This is a genomic window from Candidatus Palauibacter australiensis, from assembly GCA_026705295.1.
Taxonomy (GTDB): domain Bacteria; phylum Gemmatimonadota; class Gemmatimonadetes; order Palauibacterales; family Palauibacteraceae; genus Palauibacter; species Palauibacter australiensis.
This window is the reverse complement of sequence record JAPPBA010000014.1, coordinates 1-21119: the sequence shown is the minus strand read 5'-3', so window position 1 is coordinate 21119 and position 21119 is coordinate 1. Positions and strand designations below refer to the sequence as shown.

The 21119-nt window shown below is 68.1% G+C and carries 16 protein-coding genes and 1 pseudogene; 10 read left to right on the top strand and 7 right to left on the bottom strand.

What is annotated here, in order from left to right:
* The 4 genes from OXN85_00915 to OXN85_00900 all read right to left on the bottom strand — a co-directional run.
* Positions 1-1807 (bottom strand): DUF87 domain-containing protein (locus OXN85_00915; GenBank protein MCY3598520.1); only part of this gene is annotated, 1807 nt, incomplete at its 3' end.
* Positions 1774-2079 carry a VirB3 family type IV secretion system protein gene (locus OXN85_00910; protein MCY3598519.1) on the bottom strand — a complete coding sequence of 102 codons (306 nt, stop codon included), beginning with the start codon at positions 2077-2079 and terminating at the stop codon, positions 1774-1776. The genes OXN85_00915 and OXN85_00910, both read right to left, overlap by 34 nt.
* Entirely contained in the window at positions 2079-2366 is a 288-nt protein-coding gene (locus OXN85_00905) for a TrbC/VirB2 family protein (protein ID MCY3598518.1), read from the bottom strand. The genes OXN85_00910 and OXN85_00905 overlap by 1 nt, the downstream gene beginning before the upstream one ends.
* 52 nt (positions 2367-2418) lie before the next feature.
* On the bottom strand, positions 2419-2634 hold the full coding sequence (locus tag OXN85_00900; protein ID MCY3598517.1) for an AlpA family phage regulatory protein: 216 nt from the start codon (positions 2632-2634) through the stop codon (positions 2419-2421).
* Positions 2635-3302: 668 nt separating this feature from the next.
* Between OXN85_00900 and OXN85_00895 the strand changes: the two genes are divergently transcribed.
* Positions 3303-3899: a DUF6088 family protein gene (locus tag OXN85_00895; GenBank protein MCY3598516.1), complete on the top strand. Its 597-nt coding sequence runs from the start codon at positions 3303-3305 to the stop codon at positions 3897-3899.
* The gene (locus tag OXN85_00890) at positions 3892-4908 is read left to right on the top strand and encodes a nucleotidyl transferase AbiEii/AbiGii toxin family protein (GenBank protein ID MCY3598515.1); all 1017 of its coding nucleotides are present in this window, start codon (positions 3892-3894) and stop codon (positions 4906-4908) included. The genes OXN85_00895 and OXN85_00890 overlap by 8 nt, the downstream gene beginning before the upstream one ends.
* Before the next feature lie 100 nt (positions 4909-5008).
* Here the strand turns inward: OXN85_00890 and OXN85_00885 are convergent.
* From OXN85_00885 to OXN85_00875, 3 genes and pseudogenes are all read right to left on the bottom strand, one after another.
* Positions 5009-5241 (bottom strand): annotated as a pseudogene (locus OXN85_00885) (type II toxin-antitoxin system HicA family toxin).
* Positions 5234-5455 (bottom strand): type II toxin-antitoxin system HicB family antitoxin, encoded by a 222-nt coding sequence (locus OXN85_00880; GenBank protein ID MCY3598514.1) that lies wholly within the window; start codon positions 5453-5455, stop codon positions 5234-5236. Before OXN85_00880 ends, OXN85_00885 begins: the two are co-directional and overlap by 8 nt.
* Positions 5452-5628 (bottom strand): type II toxin-antitoxin system HicB family antitoxin, encoded by a 177-nt coding sequence (locus OXN85_00875; GenBank protein ID MCY3598513.1) that lies wholly within the window; start codon positions 5626-5628, stop codon positions 5452-5454. The genes OXN85_00880 and OXN85_00875 overlap by 4 nt, the downstream gene beginning before the upstream one ends.
* 260 nt (positions 5629-5888) lie before the next feature.
* Between OXN85_00875 and OXN85_00870 the strand changes: the two genes are divergently transcribed.
* The 8 genes from OXN85_00870 to brxL all read left to right on the top strand — a co-directional run.
* A complete protein-coding gene (locus OXN85_00870; protein ID MCY3598512.1) occupies positions 5889-6101 on the top strand; it encodes a type II toxin-antitoxin system HicB family antitoxin in 213 nt (70 codons plus the stop codon).
* Positions 6102-6377: 276 nt separating this feature from the next.
* Positions 6378-7226 carry a hypothetical protein gene (locus OXN85_00865; protein ID MCY3598511.1) on the top strand — a complete coding sequence of 283 codons (849 nt, stop codon included), beginning with the start codon at positions 6378-6380 and terminating at the stop codon, positions 7224-7226.
* On the top strand, positions 7223-7777 hold the full coding sequence (locus tag OXN85_00860) for a DUF1788 domain-containing protein (protein ID MCY3598510.1): 555 nt from the start codon (positions 7223-7225) through the stop codon (positions 7775-7777). Before OXN85_00865 ends, OXN85_00860 begins: the two co-directional genes overlap by 4 nt.
* Positions 7778-7814: 37 nt before the next feature.
* Positions 7815-11312, top strand: a complete 3498-nt coding sequence (brxC, locus tag OXN85_00855; GenBank protein MCY3598509.1) for a BREX system P-loop protein BrxC — start codon at positions 7815-7817, stop codon at positions 11310-11312.
* A gap of 10 nt (positions 11313-11322) precedes the next feature.
* Positions 11323-14958, top strand: a complete 3636-nt coding sequence (locus OXN85_00850; GenBank protein MCY3598508.1) for an N-6 DNA methylase — start codon at positions 11323-11325, stop codon at positions 14956-14958.
* Between the two features lie 95 nt (positions 14959-15053).
* Positions 15054-16730, top strand: coding sequence for a putative DNA binding domain-containing protein (locus OXN85_00845; GenBank protein MCY3598507.1), 1677 nt, complete (start codon positions 15054-15056; stop codon positions 16728-16730).
* A gap of 449 nt (positions 16731-17179) precedes the next feature.
* Positions 17180-19576 (top strand): BREX-1 system phosphatase PglZ type B, encoded by a 2397-nt coding sequence (gene pglZ / locus OXN85_00840; GenBank protein ID MCY3598506.1) that lies wholly within the window; start codon positions 17180-17182, stop codon positions 19574-19576.
* On the top strand, positions 19573-21119 hold a 1547-nt coding region (gene brxL / locus OXN85_00835), incomplete at its 3' end, for a BREX system Lon protease-like protein BrxL (protein ID MCY3598505.1). The genes pglZ and brxL, both read left to right, overlap by 4 nt.

The window sequence follows — 21119 nt, the reverse complement described above, 5'->3', positions numbered from 1 at the left end:
CCGTCCAGCGGCTGAGCGCGGGCCACATCGCCGACGGCAGCGAACCGGCCAGCACCCTCAGAGTCCGGCGCTCGGTGCCGAGCGCGTACAGGTCCTCGATCCGGGCGCGGATCTCGCTCGTGTCCGCGCCGTCGGCTTCGTACCCTCCCAGCTTCAGGAGCCGGAGCACCCAGCCGGTCAGGAACTGGAACGTCCTCGTGGTCGGGGGCAGCGCGAAGGGCGTGAGCCGGAGCGTGGGCTCCGCCTCGCCGGGCGCGAGCTCCAGATACCGGCCCCCGAGGAACCGGGTCAGCCAGCGGTACGAGCCGCCGAGGTCCAGGATCAGGATGCGCGGATCGTACTTGAGCGCCTCGACCAGCAGGAAGTTGAGCGTAAAGCTCTTGCCCGAGCCCGTCGCGCCCAGGATCAGCGTGTGGCCTACGTCGCCCGCGAACAGGTCGTAGCGGTACGCCGTGCGCCACGGGGTCTCGAACACCGCCAGCGGCTCGCGGTCCAGATGGCGGCTCCTACGGTTCCCCTTGGGCGGCCCGAACACGGGCGCGAGGCACGCGGCGACGCCCGCCGACACGAACACCTTCCGCACCTGCCGCTTGCGCGGCTGCGCCGGGAGCCGGGCGAACCACGCGGGCATCTGGCCGTAGCCCTCCCGGATGACCTTCGCGTCGTGCGCGGCGAACAGCCGCCGCACATCGCCGTCCAGCCGTTCGATCCCTTCGAGTTCGCCGTGGAGCGCGACGGTGAGCGACGCCTCGCCGTAGGCCACGCCGTCGGCTTCGAGTTCGACGAGCGCCGCTCCCAGACGGTCGGACTCGGCGGCCGCCGCGGAATCGACCATTGCCGCCGCCGTGCCCTGGGCGTCCTGGGCGTGCGCCATCATCGAGTAGCGGCGCGAGAAGTAGTGGCGCTGCGCGCCTCGGATCCGGCGCCGCGCCGCTTCCACCGACCACGGCCGCCATTCCAGCGAGACGGTCGTCACCGCGTCGAGGCAGTACAGGTCCCGGAGCAGGTTCGCGTGCGCCTGCCCGGGCGGCGACAGCAGCGAATAGAGGATCACCGGCTCGCCGTCGAGCCGAAGGTGCGACCGCTCCGCCTCCAGCTCCGACAGCGCGAGCCGCCAGTTCATGCCGCTGCCCGTCGCGCCGTCCCAGAACGTGCCGGGGCGGTTGACGAGTTCGGACAGAAGCCGGGAAGCCTCGACGGCTCCCAGCATCTCGACGGGCGTGTGCTCGGCCACGAGCGAGCGGCCCGCGTCGATCATCGCCCGGAACCGGCCCGCGGCCGCCTCGATCTCCGAGGCCAGGTAGGATGTGGCCGTCTTGCCGCCGCGCTTTCGGAGCCGCTTGAACCGCGACAGCGGTCCCGGCCCCGAACCCCCGCCCGCCGGGCGGAGGCCCGGGTCGTGTGACCATACCACGAAAGCTTCGAGCCGCTGGACGCGCCCGGCGAGGAACGCGCTTCGCTTGCGCCCCGACAGGGACGCGATGTCCGAGCCGCCGTCGTCCGGACCCTCGGCGAGGCCGGGGCGCCGGAGCATGTGGAACTGGAGGCGCGTGTCGGAACTCAGGCCCGACATCAACCGCTGCCAAAGACCGAGCACCCGGTCGACCTGTTCGGGCGTGCGGCCGTCCGTGACAGCGGGCCGGATCCGGCCCGCCGCCACCAATTCGCCCGAACGGGTCAGGCAGGTGCAGCCATCGTCGAGCCAGCCCCAGTAGGGCAGCTCCTCGGCCAGCGAGCCCGCCGCCTCGTAGGCCCGGCGTTCCTCCGCGACTCTCACTTCGAGTCCGTCCGGATGCGGAGATGCCACGGCTCGTCCGCCCACTTGCCCGGATCGATCCGCGCCGGATAACGGGCGGCGGTCCTCAGCACGGCCAGCATGGCCGGGTCCCGCCGGCCCGCGAGCCAGCCCGCGCCGTAGCAACCCGCGAACACCACGCCGCCCGCCACCAGCGAAGCCGTCGCGTTCCACACCGCGACCGCGAGCGTCGCGCCCAGCAGGAACAGCCGCCGCTCCACGCCCAGCACGGTGAGCGGACGGTTCAGTGCCGCGTAGCCGGCCCAGCGAGTGACTCCCCGCATCAGAACAGCCAGCCGAGGAAGTTCACCGCACCCACGGCCATCCCGATCCCGAAGATGATCCCGGCCAGCGTGCGCTTGCTCCCGCCCTCGCCGAACGCGAACATCAGCCCGCCCACCACGATCGCGATCAGCGACAAACCCCGCGCGATCGGTCCCGTGAACTGCGTCTGTAGCTCGTTCACCGCGTCCACCCACGGACTCGTGCCCTGCGCCATCAGCGCGCCGGGCGTCAGCATGAGCAGCACGGCCCACGCCCCTGCCCGCATCGTCGTCAGCAACGTTTTCATCGTCTGTTTCCCTTTCTGGTGTTGGTTGGTGGGCGACTGCTTCGGCATCGCCCTAGCCCCGCGCGACCCACTCACGGAGCCACTGCTTCACATCCGCCTCGATCCAGCGCGCCGCGCGCGGGCTCAATCGGATCGGCGAGGGGAAGCGGTCTTGGGCCGACCAGGCGTAGATCGTGCTCCGAGCGAGACCCGTCAGCGCCTGCACCTCCGAGACCCGCAGCAATCGGGTCGTCGGTCTCGTCCTCTTCTCTTTCGGCTTCCTGGTCATCGCTCTGTCTTCTCTCGTTCTCCTCGCCCGTCTCGCGGATTCCGGCACGCGGGACCTTGCGGGCGGAGCCCGTGCCCCGCCCGCACCCCGCTCCCAGGCCGCGATGCATGCCAGCACCCGGTCCGCCATCCGCAGAGACGGCGAGCGGCCGGCCCGGATCTCGTGAATCAGATTCGGGTCGCCCGCCGCCCTCAGGCCGAGGGCCGTCGGGCTCACACCGGATTGGCTCAGGAACGCGTTCACCCGTGAGTCAAACTCCTGCTGGAACGTCATCGTGTCCCCCAACGCTGAAGGACTTTTTCCCTGACCGTCAACCCAAAGGGAATCCCCTATGTGTCTATGGTGTCTATAGTTGTCCTATGTTGTCCGGGAGTCGTTGGAGGCCGCCGCCAACGCGGCGGCGAAGCACCCCCGCAGGTCGGCATTCGGGGCTCCAAGGGTGGGATGGGGATGCTTGATCGAGCGACCGGTCCCGCGACGAGGCGATGTCGCCGCGAGGATCTGGACGGAGGACCAGCGGAGGCGGGGTCCTTTCTTTCTCGGTCCCGGGCGGCGCGGGCGTCCGGGGTCGGACTTGGCCGTGCGACACCCCGCCCGTGGTCGCTCGTTCCCGGCGGACGCTTATATTGGGTTGACCGCTTTGACTTGCGACGGAGAACGCGAACGCGATGAACAGCCTGCCCCAGCGGATCATGGAGTACGCCGAGGCCAAGCCGGAGGCCACGCCGATACAGGCGGCGGATCTCCTGCACCTCGGCGACCGGGCCGCAGTGACCCGGGCGCTATCCCATCTCGCCCGTTCAGACCGGATGCTGCGAATCTGCCGTGGCGTCTACATGTGTCCGATCCAGACCCGCTTCGGCCTTCGTGCCCCGAGTCTCGCAAAGGCACTCGCCGCCCTTGCGGCGCTCTGGGGCGAGACCATCGTCCCGAACGGAGGCGACGCGGCCAACTGGCTAGGCCTGACGACCCAGAACGCCGTTCGCTCGGTCTATCTCACTTCCGGCCCAAATCGCCGGTTGCACTTCGGGAAACATCCCGTGGAACTGCGCCACGCGCCGCGCTGGCAGCTCGCGGCACCGCACCGGACGGCCGGAGTGGTCATTCGAGCCGTTGCCTGGCTAGGTCCTCGCGAGGTTGAGAAGAGCCTGGACGCCGTTCTGCCCACGCTTTCGGGGGAGGACTTGAGCGAGCTTTCCGCCGTGCGTGCCGTCATGCCCGCGTGGATGGCCGAACCGCTGAGCGCCCGTCTTGCCGATGGATGATACTCCGTACCAGAGCCTTCCGTCGGACCAGAGACGCGAGGCCCTGCAAGTGGCGGCACGGAGCAGCGGGCGCAGGACCTACATTCTCGAGAAGGACGTCTGGGTGGTGGCGACCCTGGGCGTCTTGTTCAAAGCTCCATTTGGACGGCATCTGGTCTTCAAGGGGGGCACATCACTGTCGAAAGTCTGGCGAGCGATCCGCAGGTTCTCGGAGGACATCGACATCACGTACGATATCCGCAGCTTCGCGGCGGATCTGGTGGGCGGTGCCGGAGACGAGGCGCTTCCGCCCACGCGCAGCCAAGAAAGACGTTGGACGAAAGTGATCCGTCCGCGCCTCGCGGAGTGGGTGTGCGACGGAGTTGCGCCACTGGTGGAGGAGGAGCTTGGACGGGCCGGATTCGCGCCACGGCTTCGGGCAGAGTCGGAGCGGCTATACATTGCCTACGATCCGCTGTTCGAGCCGCTCGGACCCATGCGGCCCGAGGTGAAGGTGGACTTCGGAGCCCGCTCGACAGGCGAACCTCACGCGGTCCGCACGGTCGTGTGCGATGCCGCCGCGCATCTCCCGGACCTCGTGTTTCCGGACGCAGGGCCAGCCGTCATGCTGCCTGAGCGCACCTTCTGGGAAAAGGCAACCTCGATGCACGTCTACTGCCTTCAGGGTCGCGTCCGGGGCAAGCGATGGTCGCGGCACTGGCATGACCTCGTCCGCCTTGACGACGCCGGGGTCGCGTCACGGGCTCTGGCGGACCGCGAACTCGCCCTCTCGGTCGCGCGCCACAAGGCGATGTTTTTTCGGGAGAACGATTCCAACGGCCAGCGGATCGATTACCATGCCGCCGTGTCTGGCAACCTCAGGCTCGTTCCCTCGGGCACCGCTCAGGAGGCGCTCGCCGAGGACTACGCCGCCATGCTCGCCACGGGGATGCTGCTGGACGAGGACGAGCCATTCGGCACGGTCATGGAGCGATGCGCCCTGATTGAGGAGAGGGCGAACATTCCATGAGCCGACAACCGGTTCCTTTATGCAGCCAATCGGTCGGGATGTGGAGGCCCTCCACCGCCTCCGGCCTCGGTTGGATCGTGTCAGACGGTCGAAGGGTTGGTCAGCAACCCACCTCGCATTCCGAATGGGGCAGACCTGACTGGCGAATGATCGACATTAGCGTGCCCATCCGCAGCTCTCGGTGATCTGGAGCCGGGACGGTGAGCGTTCCGTCGGCATCGGTCTTCTGCATAGCGATGTGGCTACCCCGTCGTCGAACCTCGACGAAACCGGTGGCCGCCAGGATGCGGCAGGCTCGCGACCGGACAGGACGCGAAGCCTAGCCCTAGCCAACCGCAACCTCGATCTGAGTCACATAGACTTCGCCTCGCAGGCGCCGGTTGACATCTTCGGGCGGCGCGGTCTCGAAAAACAGGGCGAGGGCTTCGGCGAGGTTGTCGCGAGCCTCGACCACGGTCTCACCTTGGCTCGCAATGTCCAACTCGGGGCAGAGCGCCACATAGCCCTCACCCTCGCGCTCAACGATCGCGGTCAAGCGTCGAGTCATTGCGGTGCCTCCATGGGAGCGAGGCCGAAGACCCGGTTGGCTTCGATCACCATGGCCGCGGCTTCGCGAAGGTTCGACCGGGCTTCTTCGAGGGAAGCGCCTTGGATCTTGACACCGGGAAACTCCTCGACGAAGGCGATGTAGCTCTCAGGGACCTTCCGGAACACCGCCATGCGTTGCAGGTCCACGCTCTACTCCTTGATGCTCGTGCTGCTGTTTTGGCGCTAGCAGGCGCCCGGCTCCAACGCCATCCTCGCCTGACCTTGGCGGCGAGCCCCCGCCAAAGCCCCGGACGGCGAATGGTAATGGCTCATCCAAGAAAGGTTGCCGTTCTCCGCCGCGCCGTGCGACCTTTTCGAGGCGGGGCGAACCGGGAACGGGGCGTGCTGCTGTCACGACATAAGCGTCACATCATTCAGGGTGCGGACGACTGATGGTCAAGTACGAGATCATCCTCTTTTGGAGCGACGAGGATCGGGCGTTCGTCGCCGAGGCGCCCGAATTGCCCGGGTGCATGGCGCACGCAGACGATCAGGAGACGGCGTTGGGTAACATCAAGGACGCGCTGCGGTTCTGGATCGACCGGGCACGGGAGTTGGGGAGGCCCGTCCCAGAGCCCAAGGGCAAGCGCCCCTTGCTCGCCTGAGTCGTCCCGTGCAACTCGACACCCCGCCGACCGGCCCCGCCCGAAATGCAGATGCCAACGGTTGAGGAGCCGCGCCATGTCGCCGGATCGCGTCCGTCCTGCCTTGCGCCGACGCATGGCCGCTGTTGAGCGACCGAGGCCGAGTCTGATCGCCCGCGCACCGCTCCTCAGGCGTGAGGTCCGTGCTGCCGTCCCCGCCGCCCAGCCGTCGGTGCCGGAGCGGCGGGAGGGCGAAACGGAGGAACGTTTCGGACTCCCCCTCCGGCGACCCACGGCATGAACATTCTCCGCACTGCTTTGCTGGAGCGCGCCGGCTTCCGGTTCGGGGAGCGCGGCACGCAGAGTTCCCGGCACATCATGCTGCGCGAACTCGGCGAACTCCTTCACGCGCTCCCCGCGGGTGCGAACCGACTCGACTACGCGGCGGCCATCGTCGACGAGAACGTACTCGGCAAGCCGACTCTGGCTACCCGGCGCGCCACGCGGCAGCGCCTGATCGAACTATACGCGCTCGATCCCGCCGTGCCGCTCTTCCGGGTCCTCCGCCGACTCTGGGAGTTCGATGGCCGGGACGCGGGCGGTCGCGCCCTGCTTGCGCTGCTCGCCGCCCTCGCGCGGGATCCGCTCCTGAGGGTCACGGCGACGCACGTGCTCGGGCTCGCCCCCGGCCAGGAGCTGGCTAGGGCCGCGTTCGCCGACGCGATCCGCGCGCGGACCGGCTCACGCTTCAACGACGCCGTGTTGGCCAAGGTGGCGGGCAATGCGGCGATTTCCTGGTCGCAGGCGGGACACCTGAGGGGGCGGACGCGCAGGGTGCGCCGCATCGTCGTGCCGGCCCCGGCCGCCGCCGCGATGGCGGTCTGGCTGGGCGAGGCGGAGGGGCTCGCGGGGCATGGCGTGATCGACTCGCGCTGGGCCGCGGTTCTGGATGTCCCCGGAGGCGCGCTCCTTCCGCACGCGGTCGAGGCCCGGCGCCTGGGCTTGATTCGGCTGAGCGCCGCGGGCAACGTGGTTGACGTGTCCGCGCGAACGCTGGATCCCGGCCCGCCGCCGGGCTGCGGCCCTCGCGGAGACCGGCCTTCCCAAGAGACATCATTCCCCTCGGGTCCGGATACCCAAGTTTGAACCAGATCGCCAAGCTCTCGCAGGTCTACCGGCACCACATCGGCGCGCCCTGGCAGCCGACCCTCGCCGGAGCGCAACGCGTGATGATCGTGGTGTACGCGAAGGAACGGGAGCGCGCCCTTCGGGCCGGGATCGGCGAGTTCGAGCAGGCGACCAGGGCCGAGGAACACGAGTGGGTCCAGACGGACGCCACCGACTGGTTCGCCGAGTGGATGGCGGCCCACGACTACCGGGACGCGTACTTCGAGGATCCCGAGCTACTGGACGGCGCGCTCGTGAGCGAGTTCCGCGTCTTTGCCATCGACAAGCTGTCCGGGATATTGAACGCGGCGGACGAGAACACGGTGGTCGCCTTCTTCGGCGCGGCTTCGCTGTACGGCTTCATGCGCGTCTCGGACCTCGTCCATTCGGTCGAGCCGGCGATCCGGGGCCGTCTGGCCGTCTTCTTCCCCGGAATCAAGAACGGCAACAACTACCGCCTCCTCGATGCACGCGACGGATGGAGCTATCTGGCCCAGCCGATCACCCTGCACGAGGCATGGATACCATGACCGTCAGATCACTCAAACGACACGGCAGTCCGCGACCATGAAGATCCACGAACTGCTGGACCGCGACCCGCTGCGCACCGGTCTGGCCAACAACGGCCAGGCCCGCATCACGGGCGGGCGGGACTCTCAGGTCATGCGCGAGTTGCGCTCCGAGCTGGAGACGTTCGTCTGCAAGGGGCAGTTCGCGGAGGCGCTCCAGCGGATCCTCGAAGGCTACCTCGCCCGGCTCGACTCCTCCCGCCAGGACGGCGTGTGGGTGAGCGGCTTCTTCGGCAGCGGCAAGTCCCACCTTCTCAAGATGCTTGCGCACCTTTGGGTGAACACTTCGTTCGACGATGGACAGACTGCGCGCGGGCTTGCTGGCGACCGGCTGCCCTCCGGGGTGCGGCACGCCCTGCGCGAGATCGACACCCGAGCCCGGAGGATCGGCCCCGACCCCGTCGCCGCCGCCGGGTCCCTGCTCGGGGGAAACGTCGGGCACGTCCGCCTCTCGGTGCTCTCGATCCTGCTCCGCGCGCGCGAGCTTCCCGAACAGTACCCACAGGCAAGGTTCTGCTTCTGGCTGCGCGGCGAGGGCCTGCTCGACCGGGTGCGCGCGAGCGTCGAGGCCCAGGGGCGGACGTGGGAGCGCGAACTGAACAACCTCTATGTCAGCCCGGCGATCGCGAAGGCGGTGATGGAGGCGAGCCCAGGGTTCGCGACGGATGTGAAGAGTGCGCGCCAACTGCTCATCGGACAGTTCCCGCAGCCCAGGGCCGACATCAGCGACCGGCAGTTCTGCGAGGCGGCCCGGCAGGCGCTTGCTCCCGGGGGCGGCCCGATTCCAGCCACCATCGTCGTCCTAGATGAGGTCCAGCAGTACATCAACGAGGATTCCGACCGGGCGCAGATCGTCACCGACCTGGCCGAGGCGCTTCAGACGCAGTTCGACAGCCGCGTGCTCCTCGTCGCGTCGGGCCAGTCGGCGCTCGGGGGCCAAGCCGCGCTCCACTGGCTGAAGGACCGCTTCCGGACGACCGTGCAGCTGGCCGATGCGGAGGTCGAGGTGGTGACGCGGGAGGTGCTGCTCCGGAAGAAGCCTTCCGTCGAGCCCTCCATCCAGGAGATGCTGGAGCGCCACGCGGGCGAAGTCGCGCGCCACCTTCAAGGGACGCGGCTGGCCGCGCGCGCCGAGGACAAGCAGTTCGAGGTGGCCGACTACCCGCTGCTGCGCACGCGCCGCCGGTTCTGGGAGGCCTGCTTCCAGACCACGGATCCCTCCGGCACCAGGAGCCAGCTCCGCTCGCAGCTTCGGATCCTGCACGATTCGCTTCGCGCCGTCGCCGAGAGACCGCTCGGTGCGGTGGTTCCGGCCAGCGATCTGTTCCGCGCGCTCGCCCAGGATCTGGTCGGATCCAACGTGCTGCTCAACGAGATCAACACCCGCATCCGCAAGCTCGACGACGGCTCGGAGGAAGGCAGGCTCAAGGCCGACCTTTGCGGCGTCGTCTTCCTGATCGGCAAGCTTCCCCGCGAGGAGGGCGCGGATCAGGGTGTGCGCGCCGATGCCGACACCTTGGCCGACCTGCTCCTCGACGACATCGGCCGCGACTCGGGGAAGTTCAGAAACCGCGTGGCGCGCATGCTCGATGGGCTCGCCGAAGAAGGCGTCCTCATGCGCATGGCCGACGAGTACCGGATCCAGACGCGGGAGGGCGCGGAGTGGGAGCGCGCGTTCCGCGAGGAGCGCACGCGGTTGTCCGCGAACGAGGTGGAGATCGCCGCGCGGCGCGATCAGCTGCTCGGGGAAGCCGTTCAGAATGAACTGAAGGGCGTGCGGCTCTCGCACGGAGAGGCCGGCGTGACGCGCAAGCTGAGGGCGCACTTCGGGGCCGAGGATCCCGACGCGCGCGATGGCGGCGGGCGGAGGGAGGTCGCGGACGCCGTCTGGATCTGGGTGCGGGACGGCTGGTCGTGTTCGGAGGCGAACGTGCGGGCGGATGCCCGCCGGAAGGGCATGGAGGACGCCACCCTTTACGTCCACCTCGCGAAGCGGGGCGCGGACCAGTTCCGGGCGCACATCACGAGCGCCGAGGCCGCGCGCAAGGTGCTCGCCGCGCGAGGCGTCCCTTCCTCGGCGGAGGGACGGGAGGCCCGGGAGAGCATGAACAGCCGGCTCGCCGGGGCCGAAGCCGCCCGGGACCGCATCGTCGAGGAAACCGTCCGGATGGCCAAGGTCTTCCAAGGCGGTGGAGCGGAAGTCTTCGGGGACGGGTTGAGCACTAAGGCCGCGTCCGGCGCGGAGTCGTCCCTCGCGCGCCTCTTCCCCCGTTTCGCCGACGCGGACCACCGGGGATGGGGCACCGCACTCAGGCGCATCCGAGAGGGGACGGGCACGCCCTTCGGCGCGGTGGGATGGGAGGGAAGCGTCTCGGGCCATCCCGTTGCCCGGGAAGTGATGCTGAAGGTGGGATCCGGTGCGACCGGCGCGAAGGTGCGGGCCGCACTCGAAGCCGCGCCGTTCGGATGGCCCCGCGACGCCGTCGACGCGGCGCTACTGGGACTGCTGGCGGACGGACACCTGAAGGCCGAGCGGAACGGCCGACCCGTCAAGGCTGCGGAAGTCACGCAACAGTTGACGCCCGGAGTGCGATTCCTGCCCGAGAAGGTGCGGCTCACGACGCGGCAACGGACGGCGGTTCGCGGGCTCTTCCAACGGCTGGGTGTGCGGACACGGAGCGGCGAGGAAGCCGACAAAGCTTTGGCGTTTCTTTCCGAGTGCAGGAAGCTGGCGCATGCGGCCGGAGGTGACGCTCCGCTTCCGCCGGTGCCCGACACAAGGTTCCTGGACGATCTCTCCGGGCTGGCCGGGAGCGAGCAATTGGCGGCGCTGCTCGCCGAGCGTGAACGAATCGAGACTTCCACGGACCTGTGGAAGGAACTCGGAGAGCGAGCCCCGGAGCGCATCGGCGCGTGGAAACTCGCCGAGGGCCTCCACCGGCATGCCGATGGCGAGCTTGAAGAAGTCGCCGCCGAGGTGGGGCGGCAGCTTGACGCGATCCGTAAGCGCCGCACGCTGCTCGACGACACGGACCATGTCCAACCTTGCGCCGTCCGGTTGGGGGACGCCCTGCGCGGGGCGTTGGGCGGACTTCACGAAGAGCTGAGCGCCGCGGTGGACGCGGTGAACGCGCGGCTCGCGGACGACGCGACCTGGAGGAGAGTGGAGGCGGACGACCGGGAAGAGGTCTTGGCCGAAACGGGGCTGACACCGCCACCGGCATTGCGAGTGGGCACGAACGAAGCGCTCCGAAAGGAACTCGACGCGCGTGGACTGGCCGCGTGGCGTTCGGAGATCGATGCCATCCCAACACGCGAGAGCAGGGCGCTGGCGGCCGCCGCTCGGCGGTTGCCGGATGACGATTCGGTGACGTTCCGTAGCGTCCGCGTGAGGCGGGGAACGCTGGGCGACGCGGAGGCCGTGCGGGCATGGCTCGCTGAACACGAGCGAAAGCTCAACAAGGCAGTCCGCGAAGGTCCGGTGATCGTGGAATGAGCTCTTGTCCATGACCGCTCCTCTTTCCTCCGAGCTGCGCGCCCGGCTGGGCAACGTCATACAGGAGGCACGCCGTGCCGCCGAATCCGGCGCGCGCCAAGCGCTCAAGGCCCTCGCGGTGGACCGCCCGAAGCCCTTCGGTTCCATGTCGCTCACCGAGACGGCCCAGCGCAACGCGCTCCGAAACAGGGGCCGCCAAGCCGGTGACAGGATCGACGGCGCGACCGGTGCGCAGCCGATCGCGCGCCTCGCCCACGACGTCGCCTACGAGCACTGGCACCGCATGCTCTTCGCGCGCTTCCTGGCCGAGAACGAGTTGCTCATCGCGCCCGAGTACGGGGTAGCGGTGTCGCTCGATGACCTGCGGGATCTGGCCCGCGAGGAGGGACGAGACCCTTGGCAACTGGCGGGTGAATGGGCCCAGGGAATGCTTCCCGAGATCTTCGCCACGGACGACCCCGCGCTGGAACTCAAGCTCGCGCCGGAGACCGGCCAGACGCTTGAGGAGTTGATCGAATCGCTGCCGGCGACCGCCTTCACCGCGAGCGACTCGCTCGGCTGGACCTACCAGTACTGGCGCGCCGAGGAGAAGGACCGCGTAAACGCGAGCGGCGCGAAGATCGGCGCGGACGAACTTCCCGCCGTCACCCAGCTGTTCACCGAGCGCTACATGGTGCTCTTCCTCCTGCACAACACCGTCGGCGCGTGGCGGGCGGGCAAGATGTTGGCCGAGGACACCGCGCTGGCAACCTCGGCTTCGGACGAGGCCGCGCTGCGCAAGTGGATCCGACTCGCAACCGGTGGCGGATATGATTTCACGTACTCGCGCTTCACGCGGGCGGCCGCCGATGGAGACGAGGACGACGAGCGGTCAGGCCCTTGGCGTCCGGTGGCGGGAACGTTCGCCGATTGGCCTCGGGCGGCGCGTGATCTTCGGGTCCTCGATCCCTGCTGCGGAAGCGGCCACTTCTTGGTAGAGGCGTTCGAGCTTCTGGTCCGGCTTCGCATCGAGGAGGAGGGACTTTCGGCGCGCGATGCCGCCCGCGCCGTGCTCAGCGACAACCTCTTCGCTCTCGAAATCGATCCGCGCTGCACTCAGATCGCGGCCTTCAATCTGGCGCTCGCGGCGTGGCGGGTGGCGGGCGGGTGGATGCGCCTGCCGCCGCTGAACATCGCCTGCTGCGGGACAGCGCCCAACACGAGCGAGGCGGAGTGGGTCCGGCTGGCGGACGACTTGGAGGGGCTGACAGGTCTGGCCGAAGACCCCGACTTGTTCGGCTCAGGCGTGTCGCTTGCCCAGGGACCGCTCCAGCAGGGGATGGCGCGGCTGCACGGCCTCTTCCGGCGGGCGGGCGAGCTCGGGTCGCTGATCGATCCGGAGACCGCCGGAGGCGACTTGTTTCGCGCCGGATACCGCGACCTGAAGACGCTCCTCGATCGCGCGATCGAACGGGAACGGAGAACCGGGCAGCGCAACGAACAAGCCGTGGCGGCCGCGGGCATGGCGCGGGCGGCCGAGATCCTGACGGGCCGCTACACGCTGGTCGTAACCAACGTGCCTTTCCTCGGGCGGGAGAATCAGGACAAACGGCTCCGCGACTTCTCCGAAACCCACCACGGTGACGCGAAGCGCGACATCGCGACGGTCTTTCTGTCGCGGATTTTCCGGTGGCTAGGCGACCACGGGACGCAGGCGCTGGTCACGCCCCAGAACTGGCTCTTCCTCACGAGCTACCGACACCTGCGGGAGCGGCTGCTCAAGGAACGCACCTGGAATGTGGTCGCGCGGTTGGGGCCGGGTGCGTTCGAAACAATCAGTGGCGAGGTCGTCAGTGTCGCGCTCGTCGTGCTGTCGGCAGGGAAGCCGCATCGGGATTCGGAGATGGCGGGGCTGGATGTGTCGTCTCCGCGTGGTGAGCCGCCGATTCGGGCCGCCGAGAAGGCCCGGCTGCTGGCGGATGGCGCGGAAGTGATCGAGTCGGTTCAGGCAGAACAGTTGAAGAATCCAGACGCCGCTGTTCTGATGCGGCCGGTGGGGGAGCGGACCTTGCTGGAGCGGTATTGCAACGGCTTTGTCGGGATGATCGCTAATGATCGACCTGCCTATGTCAGGCGGTGCTGGGAAGTTCTGGACGTCGGAGTTAGCGAGCCGTGGGTGTTTCAGCAAGGCACGGTGAAGCAAACGGTTGACTTCGGTGGACTCGAATACGCGTTGCATTGGGGCGAATCCCCATCTCCTCTGTTGACGGCGAGGGACTACGGATATCGGGGACGAACGGTCTGGAACCACCAAGGCGTCGCCGTCTCCCAAATCGGCGCACTCCCCGTGACCCGGTACACTGGCGAGAAGTTCGACAACAACGCCGCCGTCGCGGGTCCCCTGTCGGGAGACCAGTTGGCCGCCGTCTGGGCCTTCTGCTCATCTCCTGACTATCACGCGGCTGTTCGTGAGATCAACCAGAAACTGAGCGTCACGAACGCAGCCCTCGTCAAAGTCCCCTTTGACCTTGATCACTGGACCAAGGTCGCCGCCGAGCGCTACCCGAATGGCCTCCCCGAACCCTACTCGGACGAGCCTACGCAGTGGATTTTCCACGGCGACCCGTGCCGGAGCGTCATCTGGGACGAGCAAGCCAAAGTCACGGCGCACGGTCTGACCCGGTTCGACCACACCGTCCTCCAAGTCGCCGTCGCACGCCTCCTGGGCTACCGCTGGCCCGCCGAACTCGATCCGGACATGCGACTCGCGCCCGAGCAGCGCGCCGTCGTTGAAGGCTGTGCTAACTACGACGATCTTGCCGACGAAGACGGCATCGTCTGCCTTTCCCCGGCGCGCGGCGAGGTCAGCGCCGCCGACCGCCTGCGCGCGCTTCTCATGCACGCCTACGGCGACGAGTGGTCCGCAGCCACCGAGCGCCGGCTACTCGCAGCCACCAACCCGGACGGCAGGACGCCCCGCTCGCTCGAAGTCTGGCTCCGTGACAACTTCTTCATCGAACATTGCAAGCTCTTCCAGCACCGTCCATTCGTCTGGCACATCTGGGACGGGCGCAAGGACGGCTTCCACGCGCTCGTCAACTACCACCGGCTCGCGGGTCCCGGCGGCGAGGGCAGACGGACGCTGGAGTCGCTCACCTACGCCTACCTGAACGACTGGATCGGGCTTCAGCGGGCCGAACGGAGCGACGGCGTGGCCGGAGCCGACGACCGCCTCGCGCACGCGATGGATCTCCGGCAGCAGTTGGAGCGGATCCTCACGGGTGATCCTCCGTGCGACCTCTTCGTGCGTTGGAAGCCGCTCCGCGCCCAGGCGATCGGCTGGGAGCCGGACCTTGACGACGGAGTGCGCCTGAACATCCGTCCGTTCATGCGCGCCGAGCTGCGCAAGGGCGGCCGCGCCGGTGCGGGCATCCTCGTCCGGAAACCCAACGTGAAGTGGAGGAAGGACCGGGGAAAGGAGCCGGAAGAGCCGAGGCCCCGCGAAGACTTCCCGTGGTTCTGGGGGTACCCCGGGAAGGGCGTCGTCGAGGTACGAACTGACTTCGAGGCCGCCGCCGACGCGGAGTTCGACGGAAATCGCTGGAACGACCTGCACTATTCGCGAGGGGTCAAGGAGGCGGCGCGGGCGCGGAGGGGAGGTACCTGACATGGATCAACTCGGGGAGGACACATGTCCCGCCTGTGGGTAGCCTTTCGACACGATGTCAACGTAATGGTACTCACACGGCGGTTGGCGGGTTCGTGACAGCCCCGTTCCTTTCCGACTCGGAGTTGCGGACGATCCTTTCGCGTGGCGAGGGTCAATTCGTGGAGTTCAAGTCGGCGTGGGATCTTGGCTCCAAGCCTGCCAAGCCTCTCTGGCGCCGAGCCCTGCGGGACAAGATCGCCGATGTCGTCGCGGCCTTCGCCAACGCCGACGGAGGCCTGCTGCTGGTTGGAGTGGACGACGACGGTGCTGTGAGTGGCCACGGCTATTCGGAACAGGACGTGTCGGCCTTCTTCGAGGTGCCGCGCCGCCGGTTGACGCCCACCCCGGATTGCCGGACAGCGCGCTTCAACCTCGACGGCCACGAGATCCTCGCGTTCCAAGTGCCGATTGCGCCAGAGGCCGTGATGATCGGCGGCAACGGGTTCCCCTACCGCGTGGGAAGCTTGATCGTCCGTGAGCCGCAGGAGGCAATCAACGAACGGAAGCAGGCGTACCGGCATATAGGTTACGAACAGCGATTCTGCCCGGGAGCCACCCTCGGCGACCTGAACCTGGACCTCGCCGAGTCCTTTCTGCGGGAGACCCCGGTCGGTGGTCGTCCGGTCCGGGAGGCGCTCCGCTACTACGGCCTGATCGAGGCGGACGGACTCGACTGGCGGGTCACCAACGCCGCCCTCCTCCTCTTCGCCCGCCGCCCCGCGTTGCGCTGGCATCCGCGCGCGGGCCTGCGCGTGTTTCGGGTTTCCGGAACCCGGATCGAATACGGTCGGCAGAGAAACGTGACCCAGATCGGGCGCGGCGATCCTCCGCTGGCCAGCGCCATTGTGGAAGCCAAGGAGTTGGTGCGAAGCCAGATTCGGAGGTCTGAACGTCTGCGTGGCCTGTTTTTTGAAGACATCCCGGAGTATCCCGAATTCGCTTGGCAGGAGGCGCTCGTCAACGCGGTCGCGCACCGCGACTACGAGGTCCGGGGACGCGAAACGGAGGTCTGGTTCTTCGACGACCGTTTGGAGGTTTCCAGCCCCGGCGAACTCTTGCCGCCCGTGACCGTCGAGGCTTTGCGGGAAGGCGCCGCCGCCCACGTCACCCGGAACCCCATGCTCGTTCGGGTGCTCGCGGACGCCGAGATCATGCGCGACGAGGGGGAGGGCGTCGCGCGGGTGTTCCGGGAGATGGCCGCCAGCCTGCTGCGGGAACCCGAGCTCGACTCGGCGAGCGGGCTGTTCCGGATGACGCTCTTCAACGAGCCCGTGTCCGGGGAGATGAGGCCGGGTTGGAGCCACCTTCTGAGCACCCTTCTGGTCTCGGATGGTCAACGCAGGTTGCTGCTGGCACGCCCGACCGGCTTCACCGAGCAGGACTACCAGCGGGTGAACGGGACGGGTGAAGATGAGTCCAGGCGTGGCGTCCGGGATCTCTGCGCCAAGGGCATCGCCGAACGGCAGCTCGACGCGGAGGGTGCGGCACCGACCTATTCGATCGTGTCCGCTCTCGAAGCGGACGCCCGATTTCTGGAGGCCCGCATTCCGGAGTTGCGTGCCTACTTCGACCGCGCAGCGGCGCTTAGGAACGCCGACTACCGGGCACTATTCGGGATCGACCGCCACGGTGCACTGCGCGAGCTGCGTCGGCTCGTGGCCCTCAAGGTACTGGCCGGCAGGGGCGCGGGACGCGGCACCCGCTACGTGCTCGCCATCCCCCCCGAGTGACGATTTGCGCAGCCTTCACGTCCGATGTGCGCGGCGCCTAAAGTCATGTGCCGTGAGCACTTCTCAGGATTATGCGCGCAGCCGCCGTCCGGCATGCGCGCGGATGCGGAGCTACGGGCATCGCCGTTGCTCGACCTTCCTCGCCACCGCCATCCCTGTGGACGGACGGCAGCTACAATTCGCATTGTTCGCGCATTTTCGGCGGAGCTGAACCAAGAAATGCGATCGAAATGCGAAACGCGCATTTCCGCGCGCGTTTTACCGGAGAGCAATGCGCGATTTGCGCAGGGTTCTCGTCCGATGCGCGCGCCACGTAAAGCCATGCGCCGTCGGTCATTTCATGGCTTATGCGCGCCGCCGCCACCCGATATGCGCGCCGAACGTCGCGGTTGGATGTCGGCCCCGGCAACCGTTCGCTCTCCGTTCGGCGAGGCACTAACCTACAGGCCATGACCGCGCTCGATCTCCTCGCCAGGGCCATCCGCGCCAAGGCCGACGTGTCCGGGGCCATGGAGCGTCCAGCGGCGATCCTGTGGCCGGACGCCAACCAGGACTGGCACCGACTCCTTCCTGCCGTGCGTTCGCGCATCCCGGAACTGCTCGTGCTCGGCGACTACCGCCCGGATGACCGCACCGGTCCCGCCATCTGGTTGCGCTGCGTGATCGACGGAAGGATCCAACTCCCGGATGTTCCGGGCGAACGGCCTCCGGTCGTCTACCTGCCGGGGATCGAACGGGGACAGCTTCGCGCGGGCGAGGACTGTCCCGAAGTTCTCCGACCCCTCGTCGAACTCCTGTACCGGGGCGTGGCCTGGCACCATTCCAACGGACGCGACTGGAGCGCGCGCGCGTTTCTCACGCTTCGTGCCGACGGCGTACCCGCAGGACCCGGTCTCGACATCGCGGGCGACTCGGAGACGCGCGAGGCGCTGCTGCGCGCCATCGGGGAGGTCGCGCAGACACCGCTCGAAGAGTTGCGGGGCCGCCGCCTCGACGCCAACGCCTTCAACCGGATTGCCGGCGTGGAGATCGAGCGCGACATCCTTCGCTGGCTGGGCAATCCGGAAGTGACCCGCCAGACGATGGGCGATAGGTGGGATGCCTTCCGGGACCAGGCACTCCGCGCGCTCCGGTTCGACCCCGAGGCCGGGTCCGACGTGGAAGCAGGTGCGAAGCTTGCCGAGGGCAAAGGGAGGTGGAGGTATGTGTGGTCGCGCTTCGGCGAGACTCCAGAGTCCTTCCCGGGCGTTGCGGACGTGCTCCGGAGAAGCCGACCGGAGGGCGAACTCGTACTTGAAGGCCGGGAGCGCTGGCCGGATCTGAACGACGAGGACGAGATGGCCCTGCGCGCGGCGCTCGTCGGGTTGCCGCAGTTCCCGCAACCCGCCGCCTGCGCGGAGATCGAGCGGCTTGAGGCGGAGCACGGGCCCCGCCGCGCGTGGATATGGGCGAAGTTGGGAGACTCCCCCCTCGCCAAAGCGCTTCGGCCGCTGGCCCTCCTTGCCGAGGCCGCCGGGAAATCGGTGGGGGGCGCGACACCGGACGACATCGTGCGGGTCTACTCCGAGCGGGGTTGGCAGGCCGACCGGAGCGCGCGCGAGGCTCTTGCGTTCGCCAGCCCCACGCACGAGCAGTTGATCGCCGACACGGTTCGCCACTTGGCGGAGCCGCGGATGGACGAATCGGCCCGGGCTTTCCAGGCGGCGGTCTGCGATCACCCGCTCCCGTCCGTCCGTACCGGAGCAGTCGAGGCGGGGCTTTCCGCTGCGGACGCGGAGACCCGCCATCCCATCGCCGCCGCCGAAAACGAGTGCCTGCTGTTCGTCGATGGTCTCCGCTACGAGCTCGGCTGCTGCCTCGCCGAGCGTCTCCGGGACTGCGGCTTGACCGCCAACGTACGGTCCCGCTGGGCCGCGATCCCGACCGTCACCGCCACTGCCAAGCCCGCGGTCACTCCTGTCGCGGACCGAATCGCCGGAGACCGTCTCGGCGCGGATTTCCAGCCTGTCATGCGCGGATCGAGCCGTCCCGCGGTTGCCGCCACCTTGCGGGAAGCCATAAGAGAGCGCGGCTATGAGATCGTCGGCGACGGCACCTTGGATCTCGGCCCCCCGCCCGGTGCGCGCGGCTGGCTGGAGACCGGCAAGATCGACCACCACGGCCACCACCACGACGCGGCCGGATTCGCACGGCTGGTCGAGGCTGAACTCGACCGGATTGCGCGCCGCGTCCTCGAACTCATCGAAGCGGGTTGGGCATCCGTCCGAATCGTCACCGATCACGGCTGGCTCCTGCTGCCCGGCGGGCTTCCCATGGTCACGCTTCCCGGACACCTGACGGCTTCCAAGTGGGCGAGGGCGGCCGTGCTCGCTGAAGACGCCCGGCCTGACGCCCCGCTTCACCCGTGGCACTGGAACCCGGACGAGCGCTTCGCCTCGCCTCACGGGATCGCCTGTTTCAGCAAGCGTCCGGAATACGCGCACGGAGGCCTGAGCGTGCAGGAGTGCCTTATTCCGGACATTCGCGTCCGCGCCGCCGCTACGGACGGGCGGCTGGGCCGCGCCGGACTCGCCCGCACGGTCATCCGGTCGGTCTCGTGGCTCCGGATGCGGTGCAACATCTTGGTAGAAGCGCCGCCGGAAGGCGCGGCAGCCGACCTTCGCCTGGGGACCCCCTCTGGAGAGTCCGTCGCGTCGAGTCCGAAGCCCATCGACGCGGACGGATGCGCCAGCCTGATCCTGCGCGACGATGCCCACGAGGACGCGGCGCTGGTTCTCGTCGTCACCGCTTCGGACGGCCACGTCCTCGCACACCGGAACACGAGAACGGGAGACCCTCCCGCATGACCGAGCCTACCGAATCCGCGTCCGCCGCCGATTTTCGGCTCGACGACCTCGACCAAGCGGCCAACGAGGCCTTCCCCGGCTACCTCGTCCGGAAGGATCTGGTGCGCCAGTACGCACGGCAGTATCCCGTGCCTACGTACGTCGTCGAGTTCCTGTTGGGGCGATACTGCGCGAGCGTGGAACCGGCCGAGATCGCGGAGGGGCTCGACATCGTGAAGGACCAGTTGGAGGGCCGGACGGTACGGCCCGCCGAACGCGAGATCTTCAAGTCCCGCGCCCGGGAAAGGGGCTCGGTGCGCCTGATCGACATCGTGCGGGCGCGCCTGGACGCCAAGAACGACTGCTATCTGGCCGAACTGCCGAGCCTGGGCCTCAAGGATGTGCGGATCGGCACCGGGTTCGTCGTCGAGAACGAGCGCATTCTAGCGGACGGCTTCTACGCCGAGGTCACGCTGGAATACGATCCCGTCATCGCCCAGGAGAAACAGGGCCGTCCCTTCAGCATCGCCGCCATGCGCCCGATCCAGATGTCGAATCCGTCGGTGCTCGACGTGCTCGCCAAGGGGCGGCGACGCTTCAACACGGAAGAGTGGAAGCGCCTACTGCTTCGCTCGACGGGACTCGAACCGGACGCGCTCGACGAGGGCGCGGCGCGGGTCGCCCTCCTGAGGCTGATCCCCTTCGTGGAGCGCAACTACAACATGGTCGAGCTGGGGCCGCGCGGCACCGGCAAGAGCCACGTCTACCAGCAGCTGTCGCCGTTCTCGCACCTTCTGTCTGGGGGCAAGGCCACGGTGGCGAAGATGTTCGTCAACATGGCGAACGGACAGCGCGGTCTCGTCTGCCAGTACGATGTCGTCTGTTTCGACGAGGTCGCGGGGATCTCCTTCGACCAGAAGGACGGCGTCAACATCATGAAGGGCTACATGGCGTCGGGGGAGTTCAGTCGGGGCAAGGAAAGCATCCGTGCCGAGGGGTCGCTAGTCTTGGTTGGCAACTTCGACGTGTCGGTTGAGCAGCAACAGCGGATCGGGCACCTGCTCAGCCCGCTCCCCAAGCAGATGCGCAACGACACCGCCTTCCACGACCGCATCCACTCCTACGCGCCCGGATGGGATTTTCCCAAGCTCAATCCGGCCGAACACCTCACCGATCACTTCGGGCTCGTAAACGACTTCCTGAGCGCCTGCTGGACGAAGCTGCGCGACACGACCCGACTCCCGATCCTCCAGAACCGCGTCTTCTGGGGCGGCGCGCTTTCTGGTCGCGACATCGAGGCCGTGCATAAGACGATATCCGGCCTTCTCAAGCTGCTGTTCCCGGATCCCGAAATGGAGGTCGAGGACGACGATCTGGAGTGGATGGTACGGCTCGCGCTCGAATCGCGGCGGCGGGTCAAGGAACAGCAGAAGCGGTGCCTCAAGGCCGAGTTCCGGAGCACCCACTTCTCGTACACCCTCGGGGTGGACGGCACGGAGAGCTTCGTGGCCACCCCGGAGCTGCGCAGCGACGAGGCGATCGACAGCGACCCGCTGCCGCCGGG